This window comes from Sphingobacterium detergens (assembly GCF_003610355.1).
In the GTDB taxonomy this organism is placed as follows: Bacteria; Bacteroidota; Bacteroidia; order Sphingobacteriales; family Sphingobacteriaceae; genus Sphingobacterium; species Sphingobacterium detergens.
The window spans coordinates 1403029-1429785 of the sequence record NZ_RAPY01000001.1 but is presented as its reverse complement, the minus strand read 5'-3'; the positions used below and the strand labels follow the sequence as shown (position 1 = coordinate 1429785).

Here is a 26757-nt window from a genome sequence, read left to right as displayed (position 1 = left end):
GTTCCTCAATTATTTTAAGATTGGGGTATTTACGTTGCTATCAATAAACTAACCAATACATTGCTCCGGAGAATATAAAGCTGTCGAAGCGATCCAATATCCCGCCATGTCCCGGAATTAATCGGCTATAGTCCTTAATTTGACATCTGCGCTTGTACCAGGAAGCTAAGAGATCTCCAATGAGCGCAGAAATACAGATAAACACTGCTGTATAGATCGTTTGTTCCATTGAAAGATGGGTATAATGAATAAGGAAAAGACTGGCCGATATCGTCAATATCATACCACCAATCAAACCTTCAAAAGTTTTGTTGGGACTAATCTTGGGGATCAGTTTTCGTTTTCCAAACAGTTGACCACTAAGCTGGCTAAACCCATCAAAGGTGACGACTGTAAAGTAGACAAAACATATGTGCGCTGTTGGTATCTGATGGCTGAACTTAACGAATGCAAATAGGATACTGAGGTAAATGAGCAACACAAAACAGCAGAAAAGAACTGGCGGCCTGGAAAATAATTGGGCTTTAAAAATTTCATAAAGGCCGACTGTTCCGATGCAAATAGCCAGCAGTTTTATTTGTCCAAAATAAATGGACGAAAACACCAGGGCCAGCACCAGAAAATAAACTCCCAGTTTCAACCAACGTTCTTTGGCTCGATCAACTTGGCTATTCTTGTTGAGATACAGTGTCACTAAAGCACCTATTCCAAAAAATAATAGCAATATATTCGCAATAAACAGATACATGATCAACCTCCTTTTTGCTGTTGGATAAGGAATATACTCTTCAGATTGGATTGCAGCTTCGGCAGGATAATCACTAGAATTAATTCCTCCAGATAAGCCAGACAACTCACGATTAACATCAGGTGAAAGTAGATTGCATGAAATCCGAAGACGAAGTAGCTAAAGATAAATATGCCCTGTAGGTAGCCAGTTATTTTATAAGACCATAAATGAAAGCTGGGGAACCGTTGAAATCGGATAAGTGCATATACTTGGGGAGCAATCCATAAGACAATAAGGAGGATAAATTCGACCCTATATGCCGATACGAAAGCTTTTTCCAGTCTTATCATTCCTAAAAAGGCCATCAGGTATGTCCCTATGTCCGCGACCGAATCCAGTTTAGCGCCAAATTCTGTCTGAAGTTTAAATAGTCTAGCGATTAATCCATCGAGGATATCCGTTATAAGGTTTATAGATAATAATATTATAAAGAGCTCCCTGTTTTCAGTTAATATGGCATAGCTAATAAAAGGTAATGCCAGTATGCGGTAGGTGGAAAGTGCATTTGGCACATTCCATCTATTTTCTTTTTTCGTTTCCATTTTTATATCGTTTTTTTTCTGCCGAATTTTTGATGGGCCTTCGTAAACTGGCCGGCTGATAAGGCCGCAGCAATAGATAGTTCTCCGGCAAGTACAAGGGCCGCGGCTATCTCGGCATATTTTATTGAATTTCCTTCTCCGTAACAGTCCATAATCTCCAAACATTCCCTTTGAGTAGGGAGGTTTGTACCTCCACCGACAGTTCCTATGATCAGGTTCGGCAAGGTGACGCTGGCATAAAACGAACCATCTTTATTTAATTCCATTCTTGTGATGCCGGTCGCAGCTTCAGCTACACAGGCAACATCTTGACCGGTAGCTAAAAATAGGGCGGCCAACCCATTGGCATAGTGACCGTGCGCACCTATAGCAGCGCTTTGGATAATCCCCATGGTGGAGCTGCGCCAATATCTATCCATCAGTTCGGATGATGTTTTGAGTACTTCCGATACAATGCTAGCTGATAGTTCTATTTCTGCCGTTACTTTCTTACCTCTAACGTTGTTGAAGGAGTATGCGGTTGCCTTTTTATCACCGGAACTGTTCCCCTCAATAAACCAGTGCGTAGGTTTGACCGGACAGAGTTCGACAATAAAGCGGCAGATGGCATCTGTACAGATGGTGACCATATTTTGTCCGGCCGCATCTGCGGTGAAGTATTCAAATGATATGGTCAGGTGATTGCCTTCGATCTGGATTTTTGTGTCCGTTAATTTTGCAAAGCGACTTGTTTTCTTAACAATATCCTGAAGACTGTCTTTCTCAGCAAGGAACCACGACACGAAAAGGCTTAAATCATTTAAGTTTTCGAATTTGAATACCGGACTTCGTTGGACACCTTCTTTTAGGCAGATCGATGTGATTCCTCCCGCCAACAAACATGCTCTAGCTCCACGATGATAAGATGCGACCAGTGCCCCTTCACTGGTGGCCAATGGAACATAATATGCACCGTTGGCTGCGGTTCCCTGGACTTTTAATGGACCAATAATCCCTGTTGGAACTTGACTCATACCAATGAAGTTCTCAATATTTCCATTTAGTAGCGACAGGTTGATGTTGGTATCGGTCAATGTAGGAAATTGTTGGTTCGTCTTTTCGCTTAGGTAGCTTTGTAGTTTTTTCGTTCCTTCGGTGCTAATTTCCGACGAAAGGGGTAAAGTGCATAAGTTTTCAGTTTGATCACATGATCGCGCAGGTATTTTCAATAATGTTTTCATATTCAGCTTTTAATAAAATGACTATTTGTTTTGTTTACCAAAGTTATTGTGATAATCGCATTCTAAATTGTGGTAAACAATAAAAAATATTTTTATTTTTGTGATAATCGCAAAACCAACAGGCCTATGTATCAAGAAAAACTGATCCAGGAAATACAACGAAAAATAGATGCAACGAAGTCCATCATCGAGGCTATAGCAGGTGCTCTTGATATTAGCTATGATGCGGCGCATCGGCGAATTTCGATGAAGAGTAAATTTTCAATCGAGGAAACAGTACAACTAGCGAATCACTTTTCACTTTCTTTGGATAAGCTATTTCAGAACAGTGATCATATTTTAGTGAAAAGGACAACGGAAATCCAGTCATTCAATGACCTGTCAAATTACCTTGAGAATTCCTTTAAGTCGTTAACAGAATTTAAGCCCAATCTGGAGACGTCCTTGTATTATTCTGCTAAGGATATACCGATCTTCTATACGATAAATACAGGATTATTATCTCGTTTTAAGCGGTATGTCTGGCTCAATTTATTGAGCCCTGATGAGTTGGAGGTGTCTTTTGAGTCGTTTTTGTCAAAAACACCGATGGATAATCGGGGGCAAAAGCTGAATGATTATTATTCGTCCATCAGGGTAAAAGAGATCTGGAATGATACGACAATCAATAGTACGCTACAGCAGATTATGTATTTTTCCCAAGCAGGCCTATTGACGGCTGACAATGGGAAGATTCTCTGTGACCAGATAAAGGAGCTGGTGTTTTCATTGGAAAAAAAATGTATTCCAAATAACGATCAGTACCAACTATATTACCACGAACTATTGATCTTAAACAATAATGTTTTGGTTGGAAACAAGGACAGAAAATCGCTATTTGTTCCCCATACGATGCTTGGGTATTTCATTACAAACGATACAGATACTTGCCAGCATGCGTCAAACTTTTATCAGCATCAACTTAAAAATTCCAGGTTGTTAAATACGGCCGGAACACGGGATAAGAAAATGTTTTTTAACAAGATTTATCAGAAAATAGATCTTTATAAAGCGCGCGTAATGGCGGTGAATGAAATTTAAAGTAAAGCATCGCAATCTGAAGAGAAGTGAGCTATAATTCTTAATCAATTATGGCTATTTCCTTATCTAAATCTGAAGACCTATTAAATTCATCATTTACTGATTTAAGTACCAAAGCGATATTTTTTCGATTTGGTAGGATATTTGGAAACGGATAGAACGACTAGCAACTATCTTCTATTTCATTGATAATTTAGCTGGCAAAAGTGAAATCCATGTTACATTGCGCGGAAAAATGGACTGTGGCGCCTGTATTCCATAATCAATGGAGAATTCACCTGTTGCTGTCTCAAAGCTTACCAATCCGTTATTGCTTAGGAACATAATGATGCCAGGTTCTTTCTCTACAATATTAGAAATAGCGTTTTCCTGACCAGGTTGGTCAAAGGATGGGAATTCGCCTTTGAATTGTTGTTCTCCGGTTTGTGCATCAAGCACAATAAGAGTCTCATCGGAATAGGCATAAATTGTGTCTCCTATGAGTGTAAAATAAGTAACTGTTTCATTTTCAATTACAGAAGACCACTTTTTGGCGCCATTGGATGTTGATACCCCTATTATTGTTGTATTATCCTTTAGATCTCCATTCATTACATAGACGATACCGCTACCAAGAACCAAATGATCATAGGTCAGCCCCCCATCTGTAGCACTTTTAAATTTCCATTGCTGTCTGGAATCTTGCCCTGTGGCATATAATTCGGTAAAACTGTCACTGGTGTAAATATGCTTGCCATCGCTTACCGGCTCAGCATTTAACGGATGTTTTTGAAACTCCTTTTGCCAGATCTGTTTGCCGTCTTTTGTATCAAATTTATAAAGGAAGGTAGCATTATTAGTATAGAGGAAACCTTCCATAGATAACGGTGGGTAATTTGTATAACTGTTGTTAAGTGCTGCCTTCCACAGTATTTTACCATCATTTTTATCGAGAGCATACAAACGGCTATTTCTTGCCGAGATATAGATTTTATCCTTATCCACCATAGCGGATTGCCCGGTTATTACGTAGGAGCTATCGATAGCTTCATTTCTGGCATCTTTTAACCCGCTTAAATCCTGTCCTGATAACAATTGCCTTGTCCATTTTATCTCGCCATTCCGAGCATTTAAAGCCACCACAGTTCCTTTTGAAAAGGGGACATATACCAGGTCATTTTCGATTGTAAAAGTATTATCCCAGTTCACCACTTCACCTGGGTTTTTATATTCCCAATTTTGCTTCTTGAGTTCAAGATTGTAAGAGGTCACCGAGCCATCTGCAGCATAAATAATAAGCGAGCTATCGTTATTTGCTTTTCCGGAATGTTCATTGCCGGTTTGATTCGAGGTTGTAGGGTTACAAGACACCACTAATAAAACGAAAAGGGCTGAAAAAAAGGTGGATATAAATTTTGTCATTGATATTTGTTTAAAAAGTTATAAGATAGGGCTTCCTTAGATGATCCATAAACTCGTACTTCAAGATTTTCCATGGTTTTAAGTTTGTGCCATCAAGATGTTTTTTCAATCATGTACCCAAATAATCATATTTAGTAAGGTATTTAATCTAATACCTGTTTTAAATATTATTTCTTCAGATAATGGAAATATACATAATGTCCAGATCTGCTAATTCCTGCTCCACATTTACTTTTTTGCAACCTTCGAGGTTCAGCTGTACCAGGTTATCCAAATTGCGAATAGTTGGCTGAAGCGTTATTAGTGTGGTACATTTTTGCAGGAATAGCGTTTCTAGTTTTTTACAGTTTTCAAGACCTGCAATTGTAGTAAACGTCCCCCCGATAATGCGCAGGTATTCTAGGTTAATGGCTTGCTGCAGTAGAGAAAGGTCACTGGTTTTAACACTGCCAATCAGCAATTTTTTTAGCGATGTCAGATTTTCCCAGCCGCTTATTTTCGGACCATAACCTATATTCAGTTCTTCTAAAGCAGGGAAAATTGCAAGGTTGAGGTTAAAGTCACTGGCGCCGTTCCAGCGCAGGTTTTTCAAACCAGATAAATATTTCAACCCATCAATACTGGACTTTTTGGACATCGGAACAAGCCAGTGGAATGTTTCAATAAAATCTCTGTCTTTTAAAAAATCAAAATTGACTACATGCTTGCTCGAATCACTGTCGGCCCAGACGCAGATTTCTTTAATTCCATTTTCCTGTGCATGATCCAGACCTTCTTCCAGAAATTCAAATAATATACGGATGCCCCTGAAATGGGCAGTTTTACTAAAATCTACTTGATATTTCTCCATAATAACCTAAATCTGTAAACGACGAACTTGTTTAAGAGACGAGGTACTTATCGTGTAAGACCTTAATAAATATAATAATTTAAATGACCAGAAACGATTATGCTGTATCAAAATGCTTTTATAAGTACAGGAAAATGTAACTGCTCTAGCAGACCGAAAAAAGTAAATTAGTGAGGTGAATAATAAAATTGGAGCAATAGGGGTAAGACCCTTTAATAACAAGAAAAGCCCACCGACTGATGAGCTTTCTTGTACCTAGGGCGGGAATCGAACCCGCACTCCCTTAACGGGAACAGGATTTTAAGTCCTGCGTGTCTACCAGTTCCACCACCTAGGCAGGTGAGCGAAAAACGAGATTCGAACTCGCGACCCCAACCTTGGCAAGGTTGTGCTCTACCAGCTGAGCTATTTTCGCATTGGAATTATTTTTCAAAGTATTCCAGAACGTCGCGTTCTGTTTCTTTCGGTGGTGCCAGCTGGATTCGAACCAGCGACACAAGGATTTTCAGTCCTTTGCTCTACCAACTGAGCTATGGCACCTTTTCAATGTTAGCTGTTTGCCTTATTGATGCTGCAAATATAGAGGGATTATTTGAAATACAAAAGGCAAAAGTGCTTTTTTTTGCGTTTAAACGCCAACCCGCTGATTCCTAAGCGGAAAAAATAAGGGCTATTCGATCTGAATAGCCCTTTAATATTGTCGAGGTGGATCTTATTAAGATAGTTTACCAACTTCTAATACTAAATCAACGATTTTGTTTGAATAACCCCACTCGTTGTCATACCAAGATACAACTTTAACAAAGTTATCATTCAAAGAAATTCCAGCTTTAGCATCAAAGATTGATGTACGAGCATCACCCAAGAAGTCTGAAGAAACAACCTCATCCTCTGTGTAACCCAAGATACCTTTCAATTCGCCTTCAGAAGCTTCTTTCATAGCAGTTTTGATATCCTCGTAAGAAGCACCTTTATTTAAACGTACTGTTAAGTCAACAACTGAAACGTCAGCAGTAGGAACACGTAAAGACATACCTGTTAATTTACCTTTCAATTCAGGAAGAACCAAACCTACAGCTTTAGCAGCACCTGTAGAAGAAGGGATGATGTTTTGGTAAGCACCACGGCCACCTCTCCAGTCTTTCACTGAAGGACCATCTACAGTTTTTTGAGTAGCTGTTACAGCGTGTACAGTAGTCATCAAACCTTCAACGATACCGAATTTATCATTCAATACTTTAGCGATAGGAGCTAAACAGTTTGTTGTACAAGATGCATTTGAAACGATATGTTGATCTGCTTTTAATTCTTTGTGGTTTACGCCCATTACGAATGTAGGTGTGTCATCTTTTGCTGGAGCTGACATAACAACTTTTTTCGCACCTGCATCAATGTGTTTTTGAGCCAACTCTTGAGTCAAGAAGAAACCTGTAGATTCGATGATTACTTCAGCACCTACTTCATTCCATTTCAAGTTTGCTGGATCTTTTTCAGCAGTTACACGGATTGTTTTGCCATTCACGATCAAGTTGCCGTCTTTAACCTCAACAGTACCGTCAAATTTACCATGTGTTGAATCGTATTTCAACATATAAGCCATATAATCCGGCTCAACTAAGTCATTGATACCAACAATTTCAATTTCTGGACGATTGATAGCAGCTCTGAATGCTAAACGACCAATACGGCCAAATCCGTTAATTCCAATTTTCATATTCTTAATTTTTATTGATATAATATTTAATTAAATTATGTATCGGCTCCTTGACCACGGTGCCAATACTGATATTAAATTCTTCTGTCGCTACCTCTCGCAGGATGTTTTCATAATTGAAAGCTACCGAACCGGTAAAATTTACATCACTGTCAGGATACTCTTTCATTAATGGCTTAATATAAGTTTTAATAAAAATGCGTAGCCCGTTTTTGATCAATTGGTTGATAAATAGATGCTCCTTATTTTCAAGTACAAAATCGGTAAATGAATTTAAAAAGTTGGTTGGTTGCGGTGCAATATAGACCTTCTCCAAAATACTTTTCTTGTCCAACGTAAATTCTTTTTCCAATTTATCCTTCAGATCGACCGGTAGGGTATCTGTCATATAATGTTTCAGCAACTGCTGACTGTTCCAGTTTGTAGCCCCTTCATCTGCGAGAATGTAGCCCAAGCCATAGTTGTTCTCAATGATTTTCTTTCCGGTATAGTAAGCGGCATTCGATCCACTTCCGATGATACCTACAATCCCTTTTTCATCTCCAAAAGTTGAAATAGCCGAAGCGATGACATCATGGTCTACTTTGACACGGGCATTGACAAAAAAGCGCTCAAAAACATTTTTGATCTTATCTTTACGTTCTTTTGATGAAGAACCAGCGCCAAAAAAATAAATACGTTTAATTTTTTCGGCATTATTGATCAAATTGGTATTTCTATTTAAATGCTGTAGTATGGATCGTTCATCCTGGAGATAGGGGTTGATGCCAGTCATGCGAAACCCGGTGGTTATCCGGCCTTTGTCAGCCAACCGCCAGTCTGAGAATCGAGATCCACTGTATACTACTGCTATCATAGTCTGCTTTATTTTTTATTATAAAATCTCAGCCATTTCCAATAGATCAGGGCTAAGTTTAATTTCCTTATTGCTGATTGCCTCTTCGATTGGAGTAGTTTTGATTTCATTGCCACGGAGACCAACAGTGATCCGCGTGTTTCCCGCCAAAATTTCATTAACGGCAGCAAAACCCAATCGACTAGCCAGCACGCGGTCAAAACTCGTTGGAGATCCACCACGTTGTAAATGCCCTAATATACTAACTTTCGTGTCGTAATGATCAAATTTTTCCTTTACTTTTTTTGCGACATAATAAGCACCTCCGTTTTGATCACCTTCTGCGACAATAACAATGGACGAAGATTTCTTTTTGATGGCTCCATCTTCCAAATGGCTGATCAAATCATCTATAGCCGTCTCTTTTTCTGGAAGCAAGATTGCTTCTGCACCACCGGCAATTCCGGCGTTTAATGCAATGCATCCGGAATCTCTACCCATTACTTCAACAAAAAAGAGGCGCTCATGTGATGCTGCCGTATCTCTGATTTTGTCAATGGCCTCGATAACAGTATTGTTGGCTGTATCATAACCAATGGTATAGTCAGATCCGTAAAGGTCGTTGTCAATCGTTCCGGGAATTCCTACAATAGGAATCTCAAATTCTTTGGAGAAAAAATTTGCACCAGTAAAAGTCCCGTCACCACCAATGACCACCAATGCATCTATTTCTGCTGCTTTTAAATTGTCGTATGCGATTTTTCGTCCTTCAGTTGTTTTAAACTCAAGACAACGAGCTGTTTTTAGTATTGTACCACCACGCTGTATGATGTTGCTCACAGAGCGGGTATCCATTTCTTTGAAATTTGCGTCAATCAAACCCTGATAGCCCTGGTAAATTCCAGTAACCTGAAGGCCTTTGTGAAGCGCTGTACGGACAACTGCACGAATGCAAGCATTCATGCCGGGGGCGTCACCGCCAGATGTTAATACGCCTATTTTTTTTATTTCTTTTATCACACTCTATATTTTAGGTTCTACGAATATAAGATTTTTATAGTGTATATTCTACACTTTGAATAAATTTTTCATTATTTTTTTGCGCATCACGTTTAGGAAGCGTATAATTGTTACAGGTAACCCGATGATTAGTAGCCAATAAATTTAGCTCAGTATATTGCACATAAATAAATTTAGAAGTTTTGTATAGTAATTTTACCGTAGACTGCGTCATATTAGGCTTTCATGAAGGAGAATTAAAGGTTCTTTTGGCTGAAAGAAATGAATATCCTTTTAAGGATTGGTGGGCATTGCCAGGCTTCTTCGTGGATAATGACGAAGAGATGGAAGATGCCGTGAAGAGAATTTTGTATGAAAATACAGGTTTGAAGGATGTATTTATGGATCAATTGCATTCTTTTGCGGGCTTGAAACGGCACCCAAAAGGACGTATTCTGACAGTGGCTTACTATGCCCTGGTCCAGCTTGATAGTACAAAACTGAAAACAAAGCCTGTTACAAACTACATGAAGCAGGCGAAATGGTTTCCCGTTAGAAATGTTCCAGAATTGGCATTTGACCATAAGCAGATTTTGGATTTATGTTTGGAAAGATTGCAGCGTCGTTTAGCCTACAAACCGATTGCTTTTGAATTGTTACCTGAAAAATTTACCCTGACCCAATTGCAATTGGTGTATGAAGGGATTTTAAATAAAACATTGGATAAACGCAATTTTCGAAAGAAAATGCAGAATTATGGCTTCCTGAAGGAGTTGGATGAAGTCCAGACCGGTGTCGCTTATCGGGCTGCAAGGTTGTATAAACTGGACAAAAGAAAATTCCTCAAACATTTCCAGAATACTGTAGCGTTTTAATAAAATCTGAGTTATTAAGAAAAGGCAAACTTCCAAAGTTTGCCTTTTTTTGTTGTCAACTAAATATCAAATTAATAGCGATTTCAAAATATATTTTGTACGAGAAGTTACTTTTTATATTTTTGAACAATTTCTGATAAAAGTCAGAAAGTAGAAAGGAGTTTTTTGAAGAATGGAAGATAGAAAAGACCAGATCATTGATGCAGCTATAAGACGCTTTATGCATTATGGTTTTAGTAAGACAACAATGAATGAGATTGCGGAGGATATAAAAATCACCAAAGCGAATTTATATTATTATTACTCGGAGAAAAATGCGCTTATACGGGATGTTATTATACGTTTGACAGATGAGTACAGGGAAGAGGAAGAGAAGTTGGTCGCTGTGCATAAAGGTACAACCTACGATCTGATCATGAAGATTTTGGAATTACGCGATGCTTTTGTACGCAAGTATTATATGTTGCATATGAACGAAAACCTGGAATGGATTAAAGGACTTTCGATGCAGGAGTTTTTTCAGTGTCTCCATAATCGCGACGTACAGGCGCTTTATGAGATACTTAAGGTAGGCGCAGAGAAGGGAGAACTCAATGAAGAGCATCTCTATGAAACAGCGGAAATCTATGTGGAACTGATGAAGAGCTTATCCTTGATGTGCAATATTTCCGATATCATTTCTGGAATACCAAATCAGGATCGTTTTGATGAAGTTTTACAGAAACAAAAACTGGCTACTAAGCTGTTTTTTAATGGTATAAATAAAAAGTAGATATAAAATTAGGACAAATAAATTAGGAATGAAAACAATCAGAATACTAGCCAGCCTTTTATTAGGTACGATGGTTTTCCAAAGTCATGCACAGCAGCAATTAAGCCTAAGTGATGCGATCAAATTTGCTTTGCAGAATAAAAAGGAAGCTAAAAAAGCCAAATTGGATCTCGAAAACTCACAATACCAGATTGATGAGGTGAGAGGTAGTGCATTGCCACAAATTACAGCAAACGGTTCCCTGAAACACAATGTGTTAATTCCGGAAATGGCAATAGAATTTGGAGATCAGATTATTACTGCTAAAATGGGCCAAGCCTGGAATTCCTCAGCGATGGTTTCGCTCAACCAGCAGTTATTTAATCAGTCGATTTTTACAGGGTTAAGAGCAGCCAAAACAACAAAAGAATTTTATCAGATAAATGCACAGTTAACAGATGAGCAAGTTATTGAAAAAGTAGCTAATGCCTACTACGATATCTACCAGGAACATCTTAAACTGCAAACAATAGAAAATAATCTACAGAGTACCACTAAAACTAAAGAGGTAACGGAAGGACTTGTCAAAGCTGGACTGGCTAAAAAAATCGATCTTGATCGTCTTGTGGTCAACGTAAACAACCTGGAGGCACAGAGACAGCAGACGAGCAGCGCTGTGCAGATCAAGGAAAATGCGCTGAAATTTGCGATTGGTAAATCAATTGAGGAAGATATTGAATTGTCTAACGAGACTTTTGAGATCAATCCGGTATTGGCAATGGAATCGGACAATATTGAGAATCGGACTGAGGTACAACTGATGAAGAAGCAGATTGAACTATATGACTTGAACAAGAAATCCAAAGTGGCAGATCTTTATCCAAAATTATCCTTGGGTGCTGACTTTGGTTTCAATGGTTTTGGTAAAGGATTTCCGATCGGTGGTAATTTTAACTGGCCAAAAACCTCGAGTATCGGCCTTAATCTTTCGGTGCCGATATTTACAGGTGGGACTACCAAAGCGAGAATCAATCAGGCTGATATCCAGATCAGACAGGCTCAGGTCGATTTAGAAGATACAAAGCTTGGTCTTAGTTTGGCAAAGGAAAATGCTAAATCTCAGATTAAGATCAGCTTGCTAACCATCGACAACAATCGTCGGAATGTTAAATTGGCCAAAGGTGTCCTAGATGATACAAAAAACAATTTCAACAACGGTTTGGCAACTTTAACGGAGTTGCTGGATGCGGAAAGAGCATTGGCTGATGCAGAAAATAACTTGAATACAAGCTTATTGAACTATAAGGTAGCCGAAGTACAGATTATTAAATCGAATGGCGAGTTAAAATCACTAATTAAAGAATAATTGACTAATACAATATGAAACGCGGAATTATTACCCTACTTATTATTGCTGCTGGTCTTGCAGGAATATTTTTTGTGTTAAATAAAAATAAAAAGAAAAACGAAGCGGAAACAGCTGAGGTTGCGAAAACAAATGCGGCAATTGCGGTCCGTATTGATACGGCGAAAGTAAGCTCAATGGACCTACGTTACACCGCTAATGGAACTTTTGCGCCAAAGCAAGAGGTCACCGTATCTGCGGAGACTGCGGGTAGAGTTGTGAAGGTATTGGTAGACGAAGGTTCTCATGTAAGTGCTGGACAAACCCTGGCAATTATCGAAGGTGACAAGCTGAATGTAAATGTAGCCAATGCGCAAGCAGCATTTACGAATGCACAGGCCGACTTAAATCGCTTTGAAAGTGCTTTTTCTACTGGTGGTGTTACCAAACAACAGCTGGATCAGGTGAAATTGCAATTTGAAAACGCTAAAAATAATCTAAGAGCATCAAAATTGAATGCTGGTGATGTAACCATTAAGACATCTGTTTCGGGTGTGGTCAATGCACGTAAAATTGAACCGGGAACTTATTTAAATGTTGGAGCTGCGGCTTTTGATATTGTCAATGTTGGTACGTTAAAATTACGCGTCAATGTTGATGAGAAAAATGTGGCGACGTTACGAGTAGGCCAGTCTGTTGATGTATCAGCAAGTGTATATGCAGACCAAAGATTCACAGGTAAGGTGACGTTTATTGCTCCTAAATCTGACGGAAGCTTGAATTTCCCGGTAGAAATTGAAGTCAATAACTCATCGAACCAATTGCGTGCTGGTATGTATGGTACAGCGATGTTTGGAGAAGGGGCCGCTAGTAATACATTGATCGTACCTCGCAATGCATTTGTCGGTAGTGTGAGTGATAATAAAATATTCGTTCTTAAAAATGGTAAAGCAATCGAAACCAATGTGAAATCCGGAAGAAATTTTGGCGATCACATTGAAATCTTGGGTGGTCTACAAAATGGCGATCAAGTGATTGTTTCGGGTCAAATCAACTTGTTTGATCAAAGCCCTGTTGAAATTATTAAATAATGTATACTGAAAAACAGTAGCAAATGAAGTCGTGGTTTCATTACCATTAAAAACAAATAATTCTAATGAAAATTACCGAAATATCGATAAAACGTCCCAGTATAATTATCGTATTATTTATAATACTGACATTAGGCGGGTTGTTTTCCTATACTCAATTGGGGTACGAGTTAGTCCCTAAATTTGAGATCAATGTAATCACGGTGCAGACGGTCTACCCAGGGGCATCACCCTCTGAAGTGGAAAGCTCGGTGACTAAAAAAATTGAGGATGCAATTTCCTCGCTGGAGAGTATTAAGAAAGTAGAGTCGACTTCGCTGGAAGGTGTATCCATTGTGATGATTACCTTAAATAACGGGGCTGATGTCAACTTCCTGCTGACCGATGCACAACGGAAAATCAATGCTGTTGTCAACGATCTACCCGATGATGTGAAAACACCATCCTTGTCCAAATTTTCGTTGGATGATGTTGCTATCATGAGTCTAGCAGTAACATCGAATTTATCTGAGAAAGAATTATATGACTTGTTGGACAACAAGATCCAGCCAGTTTTCGCACGGATCAATGGAGTAGCCAAAGTGGATATGATCGGGGGCGAGGAGCGTGAAATTCAGATTTCTGTGGATCCTAAGAAAATTGAAGGTTATGGTTTGACAATCGCTCAGGTACAACAGACTGTTGCCTCTTCAAATCTTGATTTTCCTACAGGTAACGTAAGTACACGTGACAACAGAACAACAATCCGTTTAGCGGGTAAAGTAACTTCGATCGAAGAATTACGTAATCTACCGATTACAACACCAGCAGGTGTGCAGATCTATTTGCGCGATATCGCCGATGTACAGGATGGTATCAAAGAAATTGAGAAGGTGGCTCGTTTGGATCGTCAAAACACCATCTTGTTACAGGTCTTTAAACAATCGGATGCCAATGCAGTAGCGGTATCTGAAGGTGTTAAAAAGACAATTGGGCAGGTGGAAAAAGATTATGCAAGCAACAAGATCAAGATTCTTGTCGCAAATGACTCTTCTGACTTTACATTGAATGCTGCCAACAACGTAATCCATGACTTGATGATTGCGATTGCCCTGGTAGGTTTTATCATGTTGTTCTTTTTGCAGAGCTTGCGTAATGCAGCGATTACCATGGTGGCGATTCCATTATCACTGATTGCGACATTTATTGGGTTGCTGCTGATGGGTTATACCCTAAACCTGATGTCTTTATTGGGACTATCACTGGTTGTAGGTATTCTGGTGGATGATGCGATCGTTGTTATCGAGAATATTCACCGTCACATGGAGATGGGGAAAAATAAAGTGCGTGCGGCATTTGATGGAGCCTCGGAGATCGGTTTTACCGTAACAGCGATTACCTTGGTTATCGTGGTGGTGTTTTTACCGATTGCGATGTCTACCGGTTTGGTGGCAAACATCCTCGCTCAATTTTGTGTGACCGTAATTATTTCCACTTTGCTGTCCTTGCTCGTTTCATTTACAGTTGTTCCCTGGTTATATTCCCGTTTCGGAAAACTGGAGCATTTGAGCAAAACTTCTTTCTTCGGACGTATAATCCATGGATTTGAAAGTGGTTTGACAGCTTTTACACATTGGGTATCTGGATTGTTGGTCTGGGCATTAAAAAGCCGGATGAATAAATTGGCAACACTGGGACTTGCAGTAGGCTTATTGGTCGCTTCTTTTATGCTTGTGGTCAAAGGGTATATCGGTTCGGACTTCTTCCCTGGAATTGACCGTAAGGAATTTTTCATCCAATTGGAATTGGACAAGGATGCTTCTTTGGAAAAGACCAACTTATTGACGCAAAAGGCAGAAGCTTATATCAAATCTAAGCCAGACGTCAAAGAAATCATCACCACTGTAGGACAGTCTTCGGATGGTATGGCTTCGACAACAGGTTCACGTTATAAATCCGAAATCCACGTTATCTTGGATAAGGAGAATTTTGAAGGTAACTCTCAGGTATATTCTGCGACTTTAAAACGCGAATTGGAAAACAAGCTGATCGGTGCGAAGATTAAGACGGTGAATGTCGGTATCATGGGAGCTGAGCAAGCGCCATTGAAGTTGACCATCATCGGTTCTTCGGTAGAAGATGCACAGGAATTTGCGGAGAAAGCGGCAGATCAATTGCGTAAGATCCCGGGAGCAGCGGGAGTGAAGTTAACTTCTGAGGCTGGTAACCCTGAGATTAATGTGAAAATTGATCGTGATAAAATGACGTCTTTGGGATTGAACGTATCCACAGTCGGTATGACGATGCAGACTGCATTTTCTGGAAATACAGACAATAAATATAGAGCGGGTGATAATGAGTATGATATCAATATTCGCTATACAGAAAGTGGTCGTGCCAGCATCGACAATGTTCGCGATTTGAAATTTATCAATAATAAAGGTGCTTCAATTTCATTGGAGCAATTTGCAACAGTTTCTTATGGTTCAGGACCTACGTTATTGGAGCGTCGCGATAAATCACCAGCGGTATCTATCCAAGGTCAGGCAATCGGTAGACCAATGGGTACCGTAGCACAGGAATGGCAGGCTCAATTTGAGAAACTTCCACGCAAACCCGGAATTGTCTTCATTTGGGGTGGTAACATGGAAAATCAGTCAGAAGGTTTCGGTACATTGGGAATTGCATTATTGGCCTCAATTATCTTAGTATACCTTGTGATGGTGGCGCTATATGATAGCTTTATCACACCTTTTGTGGTATTGTTCTCCATTCCATTGTCGTTTATCGGTGCCTTGTTGTTCCTTGCATTGGGTAATCAGACGTTGAACATCTTTACCATCTTGGGTATTATCATGTTGATTGGTTTGGTGGCCAAGAACGCGATCATGCTGGTCGATTTTGCCAACCACCGGAAAGAAGCTGGGGATAGCACTCACGACGCACTGGTCGCTGCTAACCATGCCCGTCTTCGTCCGATCTTGATGACGACAATTGCCATGGTGTTCGGTATGATCCCGATTGCCATTGCTACAGGTGATGGTGCGGATATGAACAGAGGTCTGGCAATCGTTATCATCGGTGGTCTATTGTCGTCGCTATTCTTGACGCTTGTTGTCGTACCGGTGGTATATTCGATCTTTGACCGCTTTGGTAATAAGAAAAAGAAGGACTATGACGCATTGATTGTAGAGGATTATGATCATGTTGATGTAGCAGAACATTAAACATAAATCAATTTTACACAAGAAAGGAGGCTAAGTCATTGGCCTCCTTTCTTTTTGTGTTAATTTTAGGTTAATCAATCGATTGCGTAAATATTTTTTATTACATTGCGGCCGCATTAACAAAATATATATACTTAAAATTGAGACAAGCATGTGTGGAATTGTAGGATACACAGGTTACCGTCAGGCGTATGGTATCGTCATTGATGGATTGAAAAAATTAGAATACCGTGGATATGACAGTGCGGGAGTGGCACTGCACAAAGGTGAACAGGTTGATGTTTACAAAAAGACCGGCAAAGTAGTGAATCTAGAAGAATTCGTTTACGGTCAGGATCTTCAGTCAACAACAGGAATAGGGCATACACGTTGGGCCACCCATGGTGAACCTTCTGACCGCAATGCCCATCCGCATTATTCAAACAGTGGACGTATCGCGATGATCCATAATGGTATCATCGAAAACTATGCTTCCCTAAAAGCAGAATTAATTAGCAAAGGCTACCAATTCAAAAGTGATACGGATACTGAAGTACTTGTTAACTTTATCGAGGAAATCCAGTCACAAAATGAATGCTCCCTGGAGGAGGCGATCCGTATTGCCTTAAAAAGGGTTGTTGGTGCCTATGTGATCCTTGTATTGGAAGCCGGTTATCCAGATCGGATTATTGCGGCAAGAAAGGGGAGTCCCCTGGTTATTGGAATAGGTAAAAATGAGCATTTTTTGGGTTCAGATGCTTCACCGATGTTAGCTTATACCAAAGAAGTTGTTTACATCAATGATTATGAACTTGCGATTATCACACCCGATGAACTAATCCTCAAGAATCTGGGAAATGAACGGATTACACCGTACATCCAAAAATTGGATCTGGAGTTATCGGCTATTGAAAAAGGTGGTTACGATCACTTTATGTTAAAGGAGATCTTCGAACAGCCACATACCATCTACGATTCAATGCGTGGCCGTCTGGATCTGCAGGCGAAGCAAATTATTCTGAGTGGAATTGAGAAGTACGCGAATGAAATCAGCAGTACCAATCGGATTGTCATTGTTGCCTGTGGTACGAGCTGGCACGCTGGCTTGATTGCAGAATATGTTATTGAAGAACTATGCCGCATCAATGTTGAGGTGGAGTATGCTTCGGAGTTCCGCTACCGGAATCCTGTGATCCATCCCGGAGATGTAATTTTAGCCATTTCACAAAGTGGTGAGACTGCCGACACGTTGGTAGCGCTGGAAAATGCGAAAAAACAGGGAGCCATCATTCTAGGTGTGGTTAATGTTGTGGGATCTTCCATCGCCCGTCTTTCTGATGCAGGTGCTTATACGCATGCCGGACCTGAAATCGGTGTGGCAAGTACCAAAGCTTTTACAGCACAGCTAACGGTTCTAAACCTGATCGCATTAAAAATTGCAGCCCTAAAGGGATCGATTTCGGAAGAACGTTTTCTGAAACTATCGGAGGAATTGCACGAAGTTCCTGAGAAAGTGCAGTGGATCTTGGATACACAGATCGAAAAAATCCAGCAAATTGCAAAAAAATATAAAGACGCAAGGGATTTCTTATTTCTTGGTAGAGGGTATAACTTCCCTGTAGCCCTGGAAGGTGCGCTAAAGCTAAAAGAGATTTCTTATATTCATGCCGAAGGGTATCCTGCAGCAGAGATGAAACATGGCCCTATTGCTTTGGTCGATGAGAACTTGCCCGTTGTTTTCGTCGCAACAAAGGATGCCTATCATGAAAAGATTGTTTCCAATATCCAGGAGATAAAAGCAAGGAAGGGCAAGATTATTTCTGTAGTTACCAGAGGTGATGCCGTTTCCGAAAGCCTGTCGGATGACTTTATGGAAATTCCAGAAGCAGATGAGATTATTGCGCCTTTAATCTCTGTTGTTCCGTTACAGTTATTGTCTTATTATATTGGTGTGGAGTTAGGCTTAGATGTTGACAAACCTCGTAATCTCGCCAAATCTGTCACAGTAGAATAAGGAGGCGTATGAGTGTATTAAAGAAAAGACCTTTGGAGCATTTGGGATATGATTTTATCCCAAATGAATTTCTCCAGGAAGGGCAGGATGAGTACAGCCTGCGTTTTCAGCAGAATCCACGCAACGATTACCGTGACCTTACGACAAATGAGGTTCAGGAGCTGATCGCCAATGGCAATTGGTCCAGCGACTGGTCTAAAGTCAAGGTATCCGCAATTTTTGATCCCAAGCAAATCCAAGGTTGTAAATTCTATGGTTTGGTACGTATCGGAAATCTCAGTCCGAGCTATTTGGAATACCGCAATCTACAACTTCCCATTGGCTTATATCATTCAACCATTATCAGTTCGGATTTTGGTGATGATGTGGCTGTACATCATATAGGCTATTTATCCTATTTTATTGTGGGCAATGAAGTGCTCTTGAGTCAAATCAAAGAGATGGAGACGGGAAGCACCGCTAAATTTGGGAATGGAATCCTGCGGGACGGTGAAGAATCGGGTAAACGTATTCAATTGGAGCTCTGCAATGAAAATGGAGCGCGCTCGGTGTATCCTTTTGATGGGATGCAGGCTGCAGATGTCTATCTGTGGACACGCAATCGCCAGGATCGGGCGTTACAACATCGCTTTGAAGAGCTGACCGACCAAAAATTTGGTACACAACGTGGATATTATAGCCAGATCGGTGATCGCTGCGTTATCAAAAATACGTTCACGATCAAAAATGTGAAGATCGGTACCGATGCTTACATCAAAGGGGTGAATAAGCTGAAGAATGTGACGGTTAACTCATCACAGGAATCCTATACCCAAATTGGTGAGGGCTGTGAGCTGGTCAATGGTATCATTGGCTACGGTTGCCGTATATTCTATGGAGTCAAAGCGGTACGTTTTATTTTGGCCTCTTATTCGCAGCTGAAATACGGTGCAAGGTTGATCAATTCTTATCTGGGTGATAATTCGACGATATCCTGTTGTGAAGTGCTCAACTCATTGATTTTTCCAGCACATGAACAACACCATAATAATTCTTTCCTATGTGCCGCATTGGTCATGGGACAAAGTAATATGGCTGCAGGGGCTACAGTAGGGTCAAACCACAATTCAAGAGCTGCTGATGGTGAGATTATCGCGGGGCGTGGTTTTTGGCCAGGCTTATGTGTGAGTCTCAAACACAACTCGAGATTTGCCTCTTACTGTTTAATTGTCAAGGGTGACTTTTTACACGAGTTGGATATCCAACTGCCTTTTACGCTGGTAAGTAACGATGTACAGCATGATAGGCTTGTACTTATCCCAGGGTATTGGTTTATGTATAATATGTACGCTTTGGTACGTAATGCCAATAAGTATGAAGCACGGGATAATAGGCATTTTAAAAATCAATATTTTGAGTACGATATGTTGGCTCCTGATACCGTCAATGAGATGTTTTCTGGAATGGAAACACTTGCTTTTGCCGTGTCGGAAAGCCTTCAGCAGGAAGAGGATAAGACACGGGAGGAACGCATTGTGGCTGGACGTGCCTTACTTGCCAATAATATTGATCTAAAAGATAAGACCATTGTTTTGTCCGGAGCAGAGAATTCGCGCCGACCTACAGTGATTCAAAAAGTTGGCGAGGCCTATCATCTTTATCGTTCATTCATCAAGTATTATGGTGTTTTGCACCTGATGGATGCATTGGAGGAAGGCCGATCACTCGATAATATCATCGAGAGCCTTGCTGGCGAACAACGGACAAACTGGGAAAATATCGGTGGACAGCTTATTGAAAGTACTGCATTTCAGATTTTTCTGGATGATATCAAGTCTAAAAAGATCGACTCCTGGGATGATATTCATGAGTTTTATCATGAGCGTAGCAAGGACTATCCATTGGATAAACGAAAGCATGCCTTATTGTCATTGATTGAAATTCTAACTTTGGAAGGTATGGAAATATCCAGAGATAAAATTGTATCTTTGTTGGATCAGGCTTTGGGACACCGAATCTGGATAGGGGAGCAGATCTATAAATCCCGTGCTAAAGATTACAAAAATCCGTTCAAGAATATGGTGTATGCCAATGATGAGGAACGCGATATAGTCGTCGGGAAGTTGACAGAAAACTCCTTTATCAATCAACAACAGAAAGAATTAGAGATATTTAAAATAAGGGTTGCTAATTTGAAAGGGCAATTTTAAAAGAAAGGCTTCCGCTCGGAAGCCTTTTCTTATTTATCTTTAGGTGTCAGATAGCGATCTGATCGGTTCTACGCATCATGTATGCAGGGAAGTTTATCCAGCATCTTGAATCTTATCCAAGGGTTTCCGTTTATTCTCCTTGATATGCTTAAAATGACTTGGTGTCAGCCCAGTTACTTTTTTGAACTGATTGCTTAAATAAGCAACGCTGGAGTAATTCAGTTGATAGGCGATCTCGCTTAAAGTCAGTTCATCATAGACCAGTAATTCCTTGACATATTCGATTTTTTGGCTGATGAAATATTTCTCAATCGTCATGCCTTCCACATCCGAAAATAGATTCGAAATATAGTTGTAATCGTGATAAATCTGGTTACTTATTATTTCCGATAAATTGAGATTGGTGTTATTGTTTTGGTTGCGGATTAGATCCAGTACCAAATGTTTGACCTGTTCAATAAGTACTGTCCGCTTGTCGTCGATCAATTCAAAGCCAAGGGCGGAAAAGCTCTCGGCCAGTTGAGCAGACTGTTCTCTGTTCAACGTTTCTTCAATTTCGACCTGTCCTAAAGAAATATGTTTAATGTGAAGATTAAGCTTGGCCAATTCATTTTCGACAACCATGATGCATCTATTGCATACCATATTCTTTATTGCGAGCTTCATTCGATTTTTTTTAATACAAGTTACAAATCTAAACCCAAAAATCGCAAATTAATCGGACATTCTGTTGTAAGATTTGGGGCATATGTTGTAGAGTTTTGGTGCCGTAAAACCGAATGATCGAGATGGAGTAGTTTTAGATGGCTAAGGTGTACGGTGCTGACACTACGGATTAATCTCAATAGGGGTGCCTATAGGAACAGCGCGGTAGAGCTCATCAATTTCTGTGTTGGTCAATGCCATACAGCCTAAGGTCCAGTCTACACAACGTTGGAGTTTACCAATGAAGCCCATTCCGTTTCGCAGCCCATGAATTTTGATGTCACCACCGGCAGTTTTACCTAGGGTTTTGGCATGGGCAACATCCTTTTCATTGGGATAGGAGACCCCTAAGTTTTTATGGTAGTCACTGTATTGATTCTTATCGTTGATATAATATAATCCTTCGGGAGTTTTTAGATCACCCTCAATTTCTTTTGCACCCACGGGCTGTCCACCGAGTGAGATCTGGTAGGATTTGAGTAATTTCCCCCGCGCATAAGCCAATAAGGTCCTTTTGGACTTATACACCACAAGCCTGTCGACTACTGCATTTTTTGATAAACGGGATTCCGGATAGAGGTTGTAGACTGTCAACGCCAAAATGGATAGGAGCAATACGGTAATAGCTACTTTTAGCCAGTTGCCTCGACTTTTGCTTCGCTTCATAGGATCTGTGTTATTTATATATCGTTTTTGTGTATTTGACAGCTGTCTGATCCGTGTCAATGTAAGATACAAAGTCCCTGCATAAGGGACTTTGTATTGCTATTTGAAATGGTCAGTTGTTAAAATTCACGATCCACATCCTTGTCGCCACGTCCGGATAGATTGACGATAGCAAGCTTATTCTTGTCTTTTAGCAGCTTAATGGCCAATGCAACAGCATGCGACGATTCGATTGCCGGAATAATTCCCTCTAATTTTGAAAGCAGTTTATACGCTGCGATGGCTTCATCATCTGTTACCGGGTAATAGTTTGCTCTATTGCTGTCCTTTAAAGCTGCATGTTGGGGTGATATACCCGGATAGTCCAATCCTGCAGATACCGAAGTAGAAGGAATTGGATTGCCTTCATCGTCAACCAGGCAATAGGAATATGTGCCCTGGAATACAGTAGGTTTACCAAAAGATAGGGTAGCGGCTGTTTTAGGGTAGGTTCCCGAACCACCACCTTCGCCACCATTGATTTCAACTTCCTGATCTTCTAGGAAACCTGAAAATAATCCAATGGCATTTGATCCACCGCCTACACAGGCAAAGATACTATCTGGAAGACGTCCTTCTTGTTCAAGGATCTGTTGTCTGGCTTCTTTCCCGATAACGCTCTGAAAATATCCAACCATTTTTGGGTAGGGATGTGGTCCGACATGTGAACCCAAAAGGTAATAGGAAGAGGGGTTTTCGACATAGTACATCAAGGCTGCGTCAACAGCGTCTTTAAGTGTACGGCTCCCAAGGTTTGTTGTGACAACCTGAGCGCCCAATAGTTCCATCCGTTTTACGTTCAATGCCTGACGGGCAGCATCAATCTCTCCCATAAACACCTTGCAGGGGATATTTAACAATGCCGCCGCTGTGGCTGTTGCAACACCGTGTTGCCCTGCACCGGTTTCAGCAATGATCTCGGTAGCACCCATTTGTTTGGCCAATAAAATCTGACCGATGCAATTGTTTATTTTGTGTGAACCCGTATGGTTTAGATCCTCCCGCTTTAGATAGATTCTGGAACCAACATATTCACTTAGGTTCTTTGCAAAATACAAAGGTGATGGACGTCCTACATAATGCTTGAGGATGGAAATAAATTCTTTTTGGAATTCTTCTTTTTGTACATGGCTATCGAAAAATTCAGCTAACTTGTTTAACTGACTTTCCAAAACAGGTGGAATAAAAGACCCGCCATACTCACCATATTTACCATTGTATTGAAGCATGTTTTCGTTCGCTTCGACTGATGCACACTTTTCTAGACTCATTTTAGGCTTAAGTTTTCTTGTTGTAAAAATGTTTGATAATAAAAGAAGCCTAAATATAGTAATCTTTGTAGGTTTTGGACTAAAAACAACAAAATTTGTTTATGAATTGGATGTAGATAGTTAAAACCGGTTCATTCCCTTCATAACGATTTTAGCAATTTCAATATAATTAGCAAGAATTATAGTCTATCTATTTGTATAGAGAAAGCTAAATAATATGTGTTTTGTATATTTTATTTCTATTCAAAAGAATTGTATTGTTATATAAATGTATTTCTATTATTTTTAATTATATATAATTTATTTATAGAGTCCGTGTTCCAAGCGTTATTTGACAATTGTTTGCACCTTATCTGAGACTGATTCGGGCCTGATTCGCCCCTAGAAGCAGGTCTGAGCATGGTGCGAACAATATCGGTCTACACTGAATCCGTGTCTAACACGGACTCAACACGGATTCATGGTGGACTCAGTACGGATTCATGGCGACCAAGATGCGACGCTGTCCAGGAGCAGGTAGCTACTGTGGTCGAGTAGAAATCGAAGCTTTGACGGAGCATGCATAGCTTTCGAATAGGACTATAAAAAAAGGCACCTTTCTCAGAAAAGATGCCTTGTTAAATTAGGTGTTTTGCGAACAATAGTCGATTGTAGCCAGTTTTACGCTTTTGGTTTGCGGAAGATAAAATAGAGACCCACCAAAATAAAAGGTATACTCAACAATTGCCCCATATTGAGTAGCATGCTTTGTTCAAAATCTTCCTGATCAATTTTAAAATGTTCCAATACCATCCGTGCGCCAAATAACAAGACCATAAAAATGCCGAATAATTTTCCTTTTTGACGATTCGGGTTTGACTTGAATAAGGAGCCGATAATAATAAAGATGATAATATAGGCGATGGCTTCATAGAGCTGGCCCGGATGGCGAGGGATGTTGTCATGACGGTCAAAAATGATTGCCCAAGGTAAATCTGTAGGGGTACCGACCATCTCGGAATTGAAAAAATTTCCGATACGGATCAGCGCACCAGCAATAGGAACGACCACAACCAATCGGTCTGCCAACCATAAAAAGTCTGTTTTTGTTTTGCGGCAGAAGAGGTAAAGCGCTGTGAGGATACCGATAGCCCCGCCATGAGAAGCTAATCCAGCGAAACCTGTGACCTGGAATCCATTTTTATCCCATTTGAAAGGAAGGAAAATTTCCAGAATATGGTCTTTATAATAGTCAAAATCGTAGAACAGACAATGACCAAGTCGTGCGCCAATCAGCGTACCGAGGAAGATATAGATGGAAAGTTGGTCCAGTTGTTCTTGCGTGCGGCCTTCTTTTTTGAAAATACGCAACATAATAACATAGGAAACAAAAAAAGCGAGGAGCCAACATAAGGCGTAGTAACGGAGGGCAAATGCGCCAAGGTTGAACATCTCGGGATCAATATTCCAATGTATAGCACTTAGTATTGAATTCATATATTTTATGTCTGTTTAAATTACCATGGTAAAGATAAGGTTTAATCTTATTTTTCAATAAAATCAAAGTGAAATGTAAAAGGAATATTCCAAAAAACATTTTTACTTTTGCATTTCATTGAAATTTTCATATTTTGACGAAAGTAAATAGAAAAGGAAAAGATGGCTGAAAAGAATAAGAAAAAAGAACAGAAAACGACTGCGGTCGTAACAAAAGATTCGCTTTCATTTTTTGAAAAATATATAAACAACGCTTCTCCCACAGGGTTTGAATGGGAAGGTCAACGTTTATGGCTGGATTATCTGAAGCCTTATGTGGACGAAACATTCGTGGATAACTATGGTACCGCAGTTGGTGTTATCAACCCCAAAGCAAGTTATAAAGTAGTGATCGAAGCACACGCCGATGAAATCTCCTGGTTTGTCAATTACATTACAAAAGATGGATTGATCTACGTGGTGCGTAATGGTGGTTCTGATCATCAGATTGCGCCCTCCAAAAGGGTGAACATCCATACAGAAAAAGGAATCGTTAAAGCGGTATTTGGCTGGCCTGCCATTCATACACGTTCGGGCGAAAAAGAAGAAAATCCTTCGTTGAAAAATATCTTTTTGGATTGTGGATGCAGCAGCAAAGAAGAGGTGGAAGCCTTGGGTGTACATGTAGGTTGTGTGATTACCTATGAAGACACTTTTTCGATCTTAAACGATCGTTACTATATCGGACGGGCCTTGGATAATCGTGCCGGTGGCTTTATGATTGCCGAGGTTGCGCGCCTGCTAAAAGAGAATAAAAAGAAATTGCCATTTGGATTATATATCGTAAATTCGGTGCAGGAAGAGATTGGTTTGCGCGGTGCTGAAATGATTGCAGACCGCATAAAACCGAATGTTGCCATTGTTACAGACGTGACACACGATACCCAAACGCCGATGATCAACAAGATCACACAAGGAGATTTATTCTCCGGAAAAGGTCCGGTATTGTCTTATGCGCCAGCAGTTCAGGTCAATTTGAATAAACTGTTGGTTAAAGTTGCTGAAGAGAACAATATCCCATTCCAACGTCAGGCATGTTCACGTTACACGGGGACAGATACAGATGCTTTTGCTTACAGCAATGGCGGTGTGCCTTCAGCGTTGATTTCTTTGCCGTTGCGTTATATGCATACAACGGTTGAGATGGTGCATAAAGAAGATGTTGACAATGTGATCCGTTTGATCTATCAAACATTGTTGAATATCGAGGATGGACAGGACTTTAGAACATTTACAAAATAAAATTTAGGATTATATTAACTTACATTTAGAATTATTATGGAAAATAACCAAAATCAAAACGAATTGAGCATCGAGTTGACAGAAGAAGTAGCAGAAGGAATCTACTCAAATCTTGCGATTATCACTCACTCTAATACAGAATTTGTGGTTGACTTTATCCGTGTGATGCCAGGAGTGCCAAAAGCAAAAGTGAAATCAAGAATCGTTTTGACTCCAGAGCACGCAAAACGCTTGTTAGGTGCATTGGTTGATAACGTGAATCGTTTCGAAGCATTGAACGGTCCGATTAAAATGGATATGGGTGTTGCTGAACAACCACAACAAGGTGGTGATCCAACAGTAGCATTTCCTTTCGGAACTCCTCAAGGTCAAGCATAGTCAATAGCATAATCTATCGATAATTAAGGCGCCAATAAAACAATTGGCGCCTTTTTTTGT

22 protein-coding genes and 3 tRNA genes are annotated in these 26757 nt (G+C 40.1%); 10 read left to right on the top strand and 15 right to left on the bottom strand.

Annotated features, from left to right (window positions below; translation table 11 throughout):
• Positions 1-40 precede the first annotated feature (40 nt).
• From DFQ12_RS06250 to DFQ12_RS06240, 3 genes are read right to left on the bottom strand one after another with little or no spacing between them, the layout of a single operon-like run.
• On the bottom strand, positions 41-748 hold the full coding sequence (locus tag DFQ12_RS06250; RefSeq protein WP_120258108.1) for a phosphatidate cytidylyltransferase: 708 nt from the start codon (positions 746-748) through the stop codon (positions 41-43).
• Positions 749-750: 2 nt separating this feature from the next.
• Positions 751-1332 (bottom strand): CDP-alcohol phosphatidyltransferase family protein, encoded by a 582-nt coding sequence (locus DFQ12_RS06245; RefSeq protein WP_120258107.1) that lies wholly within the window; start codon positions 1330-1332, stop codon positions 751-753.
• A gap of 2 nt (positions 1333-1334) precedes the next feature.
• Positions 1335-2552, bottom strand: a complete 1218-nt coding sequence (locus DFQ12_RS06240) for a hydroxymethylglutaryl-CoA reductase (RefSeq protein ID WP_120258106.1) — start codon at positions 2550-2552, stop codon at positions 1335-1337.
• 126 nt (positions 2553-2678) lie between these two features.
• Between DFQ12_RS06240 and DFQ12_RS06235 the strand changes: the two genes are divergently transcribed.
• Positions 2679-3632 (top strand): hypothetical protein, encoded by a 954-nt coding sequence (locus DFQ12_RS06235; RefSeq protein WP_120258105.1) that lies wholly within the window; start codon positions 2679-2681, stop codon positions 3630-3632.
• 177 nt (positions 3633-3809) lie between these two features.
• Here the strand turns inward: DFQ12_RS06235 and DFQ12_RS06230 are convergent, their stop codons facing one another.
• The 8 genes from DFQ12_RS06230 to pfkA form a co-directional block, all read right to left on the bottom strand.
• Positions 3810-5033 carry a PQQ-binding-like beta-propeller repeat protein gene (locus tag DFQ12_RS06230; protein WP_120258104.1) on the bottom strand — a complete coding sequence of 408 codons (1224 nt, stop codon included), beginning with the start codon at positions 5031-5033 and terminating at the stop codon, positions 3810-3812.
• A 175-nt stretch (positions 5034-5208) separates the two neighbouring features.
• Entirely contained in the window at positions 5209-5883 is a 675-nt protein-coding gene (locus tag DFQ12_RS06225; RefSeq protein ID WP_120258103.1) for a leucine-rich repeat domain-containing protein, read from the bottom strand.
• Positions 5884-6135: 252 nt separating this feature from the next.
• Positions 6136-6220, bottom strand: a tRNA-Leu gene (locus DFQ12_RS06220).
• 5 nt (positions 6221-6225) lie between these two features.
• Positions 6226-6298 (bottom strand) — tRNA-Gly (locus DFQ12_RS06215).
• A 52-nt stretch (positions 6299-6350) separates the two neighbouring features.
• Positions 6351-6423 (bottom strand) — tRNA-Phe (locus tag DFQ12_RS06210).
• Between the two features lie 175 nt (positions 6424-6598).
• On the bottom strand, positions 6599-7597 hold the full coding sequence (gene gap / locus DFQ12_RS06205; protein ID WP_120258102.1) for a type I glyceraldehyde-3-phosphate dehydrogenase: 999 nt from the start codon (positions 7595-7597) through the stop codon (positions 6599-6601).
• 4 nt (positions 7598-7601) lie between these two features.
• Entirely contained in the window at positions 7602-8453 is an 852-nt protein-coding gene (locus tag DFQ12_RS06200; protein WP_120258101.1) for a hypothetical protein, read from the bottom strand.
• 18 nt (positions 8454-8471) lie between these two features.
• Positions 8472-9449 (bottom strand): 6-phosphofructokinase, encoded by a 978-nt coding sequence (gene pfkA, locus DFQ12_RS06195; protein WP_410528652.1) that lies wholly within the window; start codon positions 9447-9449, stop codon positions 8472-8474.
• Positions 9450-9634: 185 nt separating this feature from the next.
• Here pfkA and DFQ12_RS06190 point away from each other — a divergent pair, with 185 nt between their 5' ends.
• The 7 genes from DFQ12_RS06190 to DFQ12_RS06160 all read left to right on the top strand — a co-directional run bounded on the left by DFQ12_RS06190 (position 9635) and on the right by DFQ12_RS06160 (position 20881).
• A complete protein-coding gene (locus DFQ12_RS06190) occupies positions 9635-10306 on the top strand; it encodes an NUDIX hydrolase (protein ID WP_120258099.1) in 672 nt (223 codons plus the stop codon).
• A 172-nt stretch (positions 10307-10478) separates the two neighbouring features.
• Entirely contained in the window at positions 10479-11078 is a 600-nt protein-coding gene (locus DFQ12_RS06185; protein ID WP_120258098.1) for a TetR/AcrR family transcriptional regulator, read from the top strand.
• A 28-nt stretch (positions 11079-11106) separates the two neighbouring features.
• Positions 11107-12423 (top strand): TolC family protein, encoded by a 1317-nt coding sequence (locus DFQ12_RS06180; protein ID WP_120258097.1) that lies wholly within the window; start codon positions 11107-11109, stop codon positions 12421-12423.
• Between the two features lie 14 nt (positions 12424-12437).
• Positions 12438-13493, top strand: a complete 1056-nt coding sequence (locus tag DFQ12_RS06175; protein WP_120258096.1) for an efflux RND transporter periplasmic adaptor subunit — start codon at positions 12438-12440, stop codon at positions 13491-13493.
• 65 nt (positions 13494-13558) lie between these two features.
• The gene (locus tag DFQ12_RS06170) at positions 13559-16699 is read left to right on the top strand and encodes an efflux RND transporter permease subunit (protein ID WP_120258095.1); all 3141 of its coding nucleotides are present in this window, start codon (positions 13559-13561) and stop codon (positions 16697-16699) included.
• Between the two features lie 151 nt (positions 16700-16850).
• Entirely contained in the window at positions 16851-18692 is a 1842-nt protein-coding gene (glmS, locus tag DFQ12_RS06165; RefSeq protein ID WP_120258094.1) for a glutamine--fructose-6-phosphate transaminase (isomerizing), read from the top strand.
• A gap of 8 nt (positions 18693-18700) precedes the next feature.
• The gene (locus DFQ12_RS06160; protein WP_120258093.1) at positions 18701-20881 is read left to right on the top strand and encodes a DUF4954 family protein; all 2181 of its coding nucleotides are present in this window, start codon (positions 18701-18703) and stop codon (positions 20879-20881) included.
• A 93-nt stretch (positions 20882-20974) separates the two neighbouring features.
• Here DFQ12_RS06160 and DFQ12_RS06155 read toward each other — a convergent pair whose 3' ends face one another.
• From DFQ12_RS06155 to lgt, 4 genes are all read right to left on the bottom strand, one after another.
• On the bottom strand, positions 20975-21547 hold the full coding sequence (locus DFQ12_RS06155) for a helix-turn-helix domain-containing protein (protein WP_120258092.1): 573 nt from the start codon (positions 21545-21547) through the stop codon (positions 20975-20977).
• 162 nt (positions 21548-21709) lie between these two features.
• A complete protein-coding gene (locus tag DFQ12_RS06150) occupies positions 21710-22252 on the bottom strand; it encodes a L,D-transpeptidase family protein (RefSeq protein WP_120259251.1) in 543 nt (180 codons plus the stop codon).
• Positions 22253-22371: 119 nt separating this feature from the next.
• Positions 22372-23562 (bottom strand): tryptophan synthase subunit beta, encoded by a 1191-nt coding sequence (trpB, locus tag DFQ12_RS06145; protein ID WP_244211685.1) that lies wholly within the window; start codon positions 23560-23562, stop codon positions 22372-22374.
• A 660-nt stretch (positions 23563-24222) separates the two neighbouring features.
• On the bottom strand, positions 24223-25038 hold the full coding sequence (gene lgt / locus DFQ12_RS06140) for a prolipoprotein diacylglyceryl transferase (protein WP_120258091.1): 816 nt from the start codon (positions 25036-25038) through the stop codon (positions 24223-24225).
• Positions 25039-25200: 162 nt separating this feature from the next.
• Here lgt and DFQ12_RS06135 point away from each other — a divergent pair, with 162 nt between their 5' ends.
• Positions 25201-26319, top strand: a complete 1119-nt coding sequence (locus DFQ12_RS06135; RefSeq protein WP_120258090.1) for a M42 family metallopeptidase — start codon at positions 25201-25203, stop codon at positions 26317-26319.
• A 36-nt stretch (positions 26320-26355) separates the two neighbouring features.
• Positions 26356-26697, top strand: a complete 342-nt coding sequence (locus DFQ12_RS06130; RefSeq protein ID WP_120258089.1) for a DUF3467 domain-containing protein — start codon at positions 26356-26358, stop codon at positions 26695-26697.
• Positions 26698-26757: the final 60 nt, after the last annotated feature.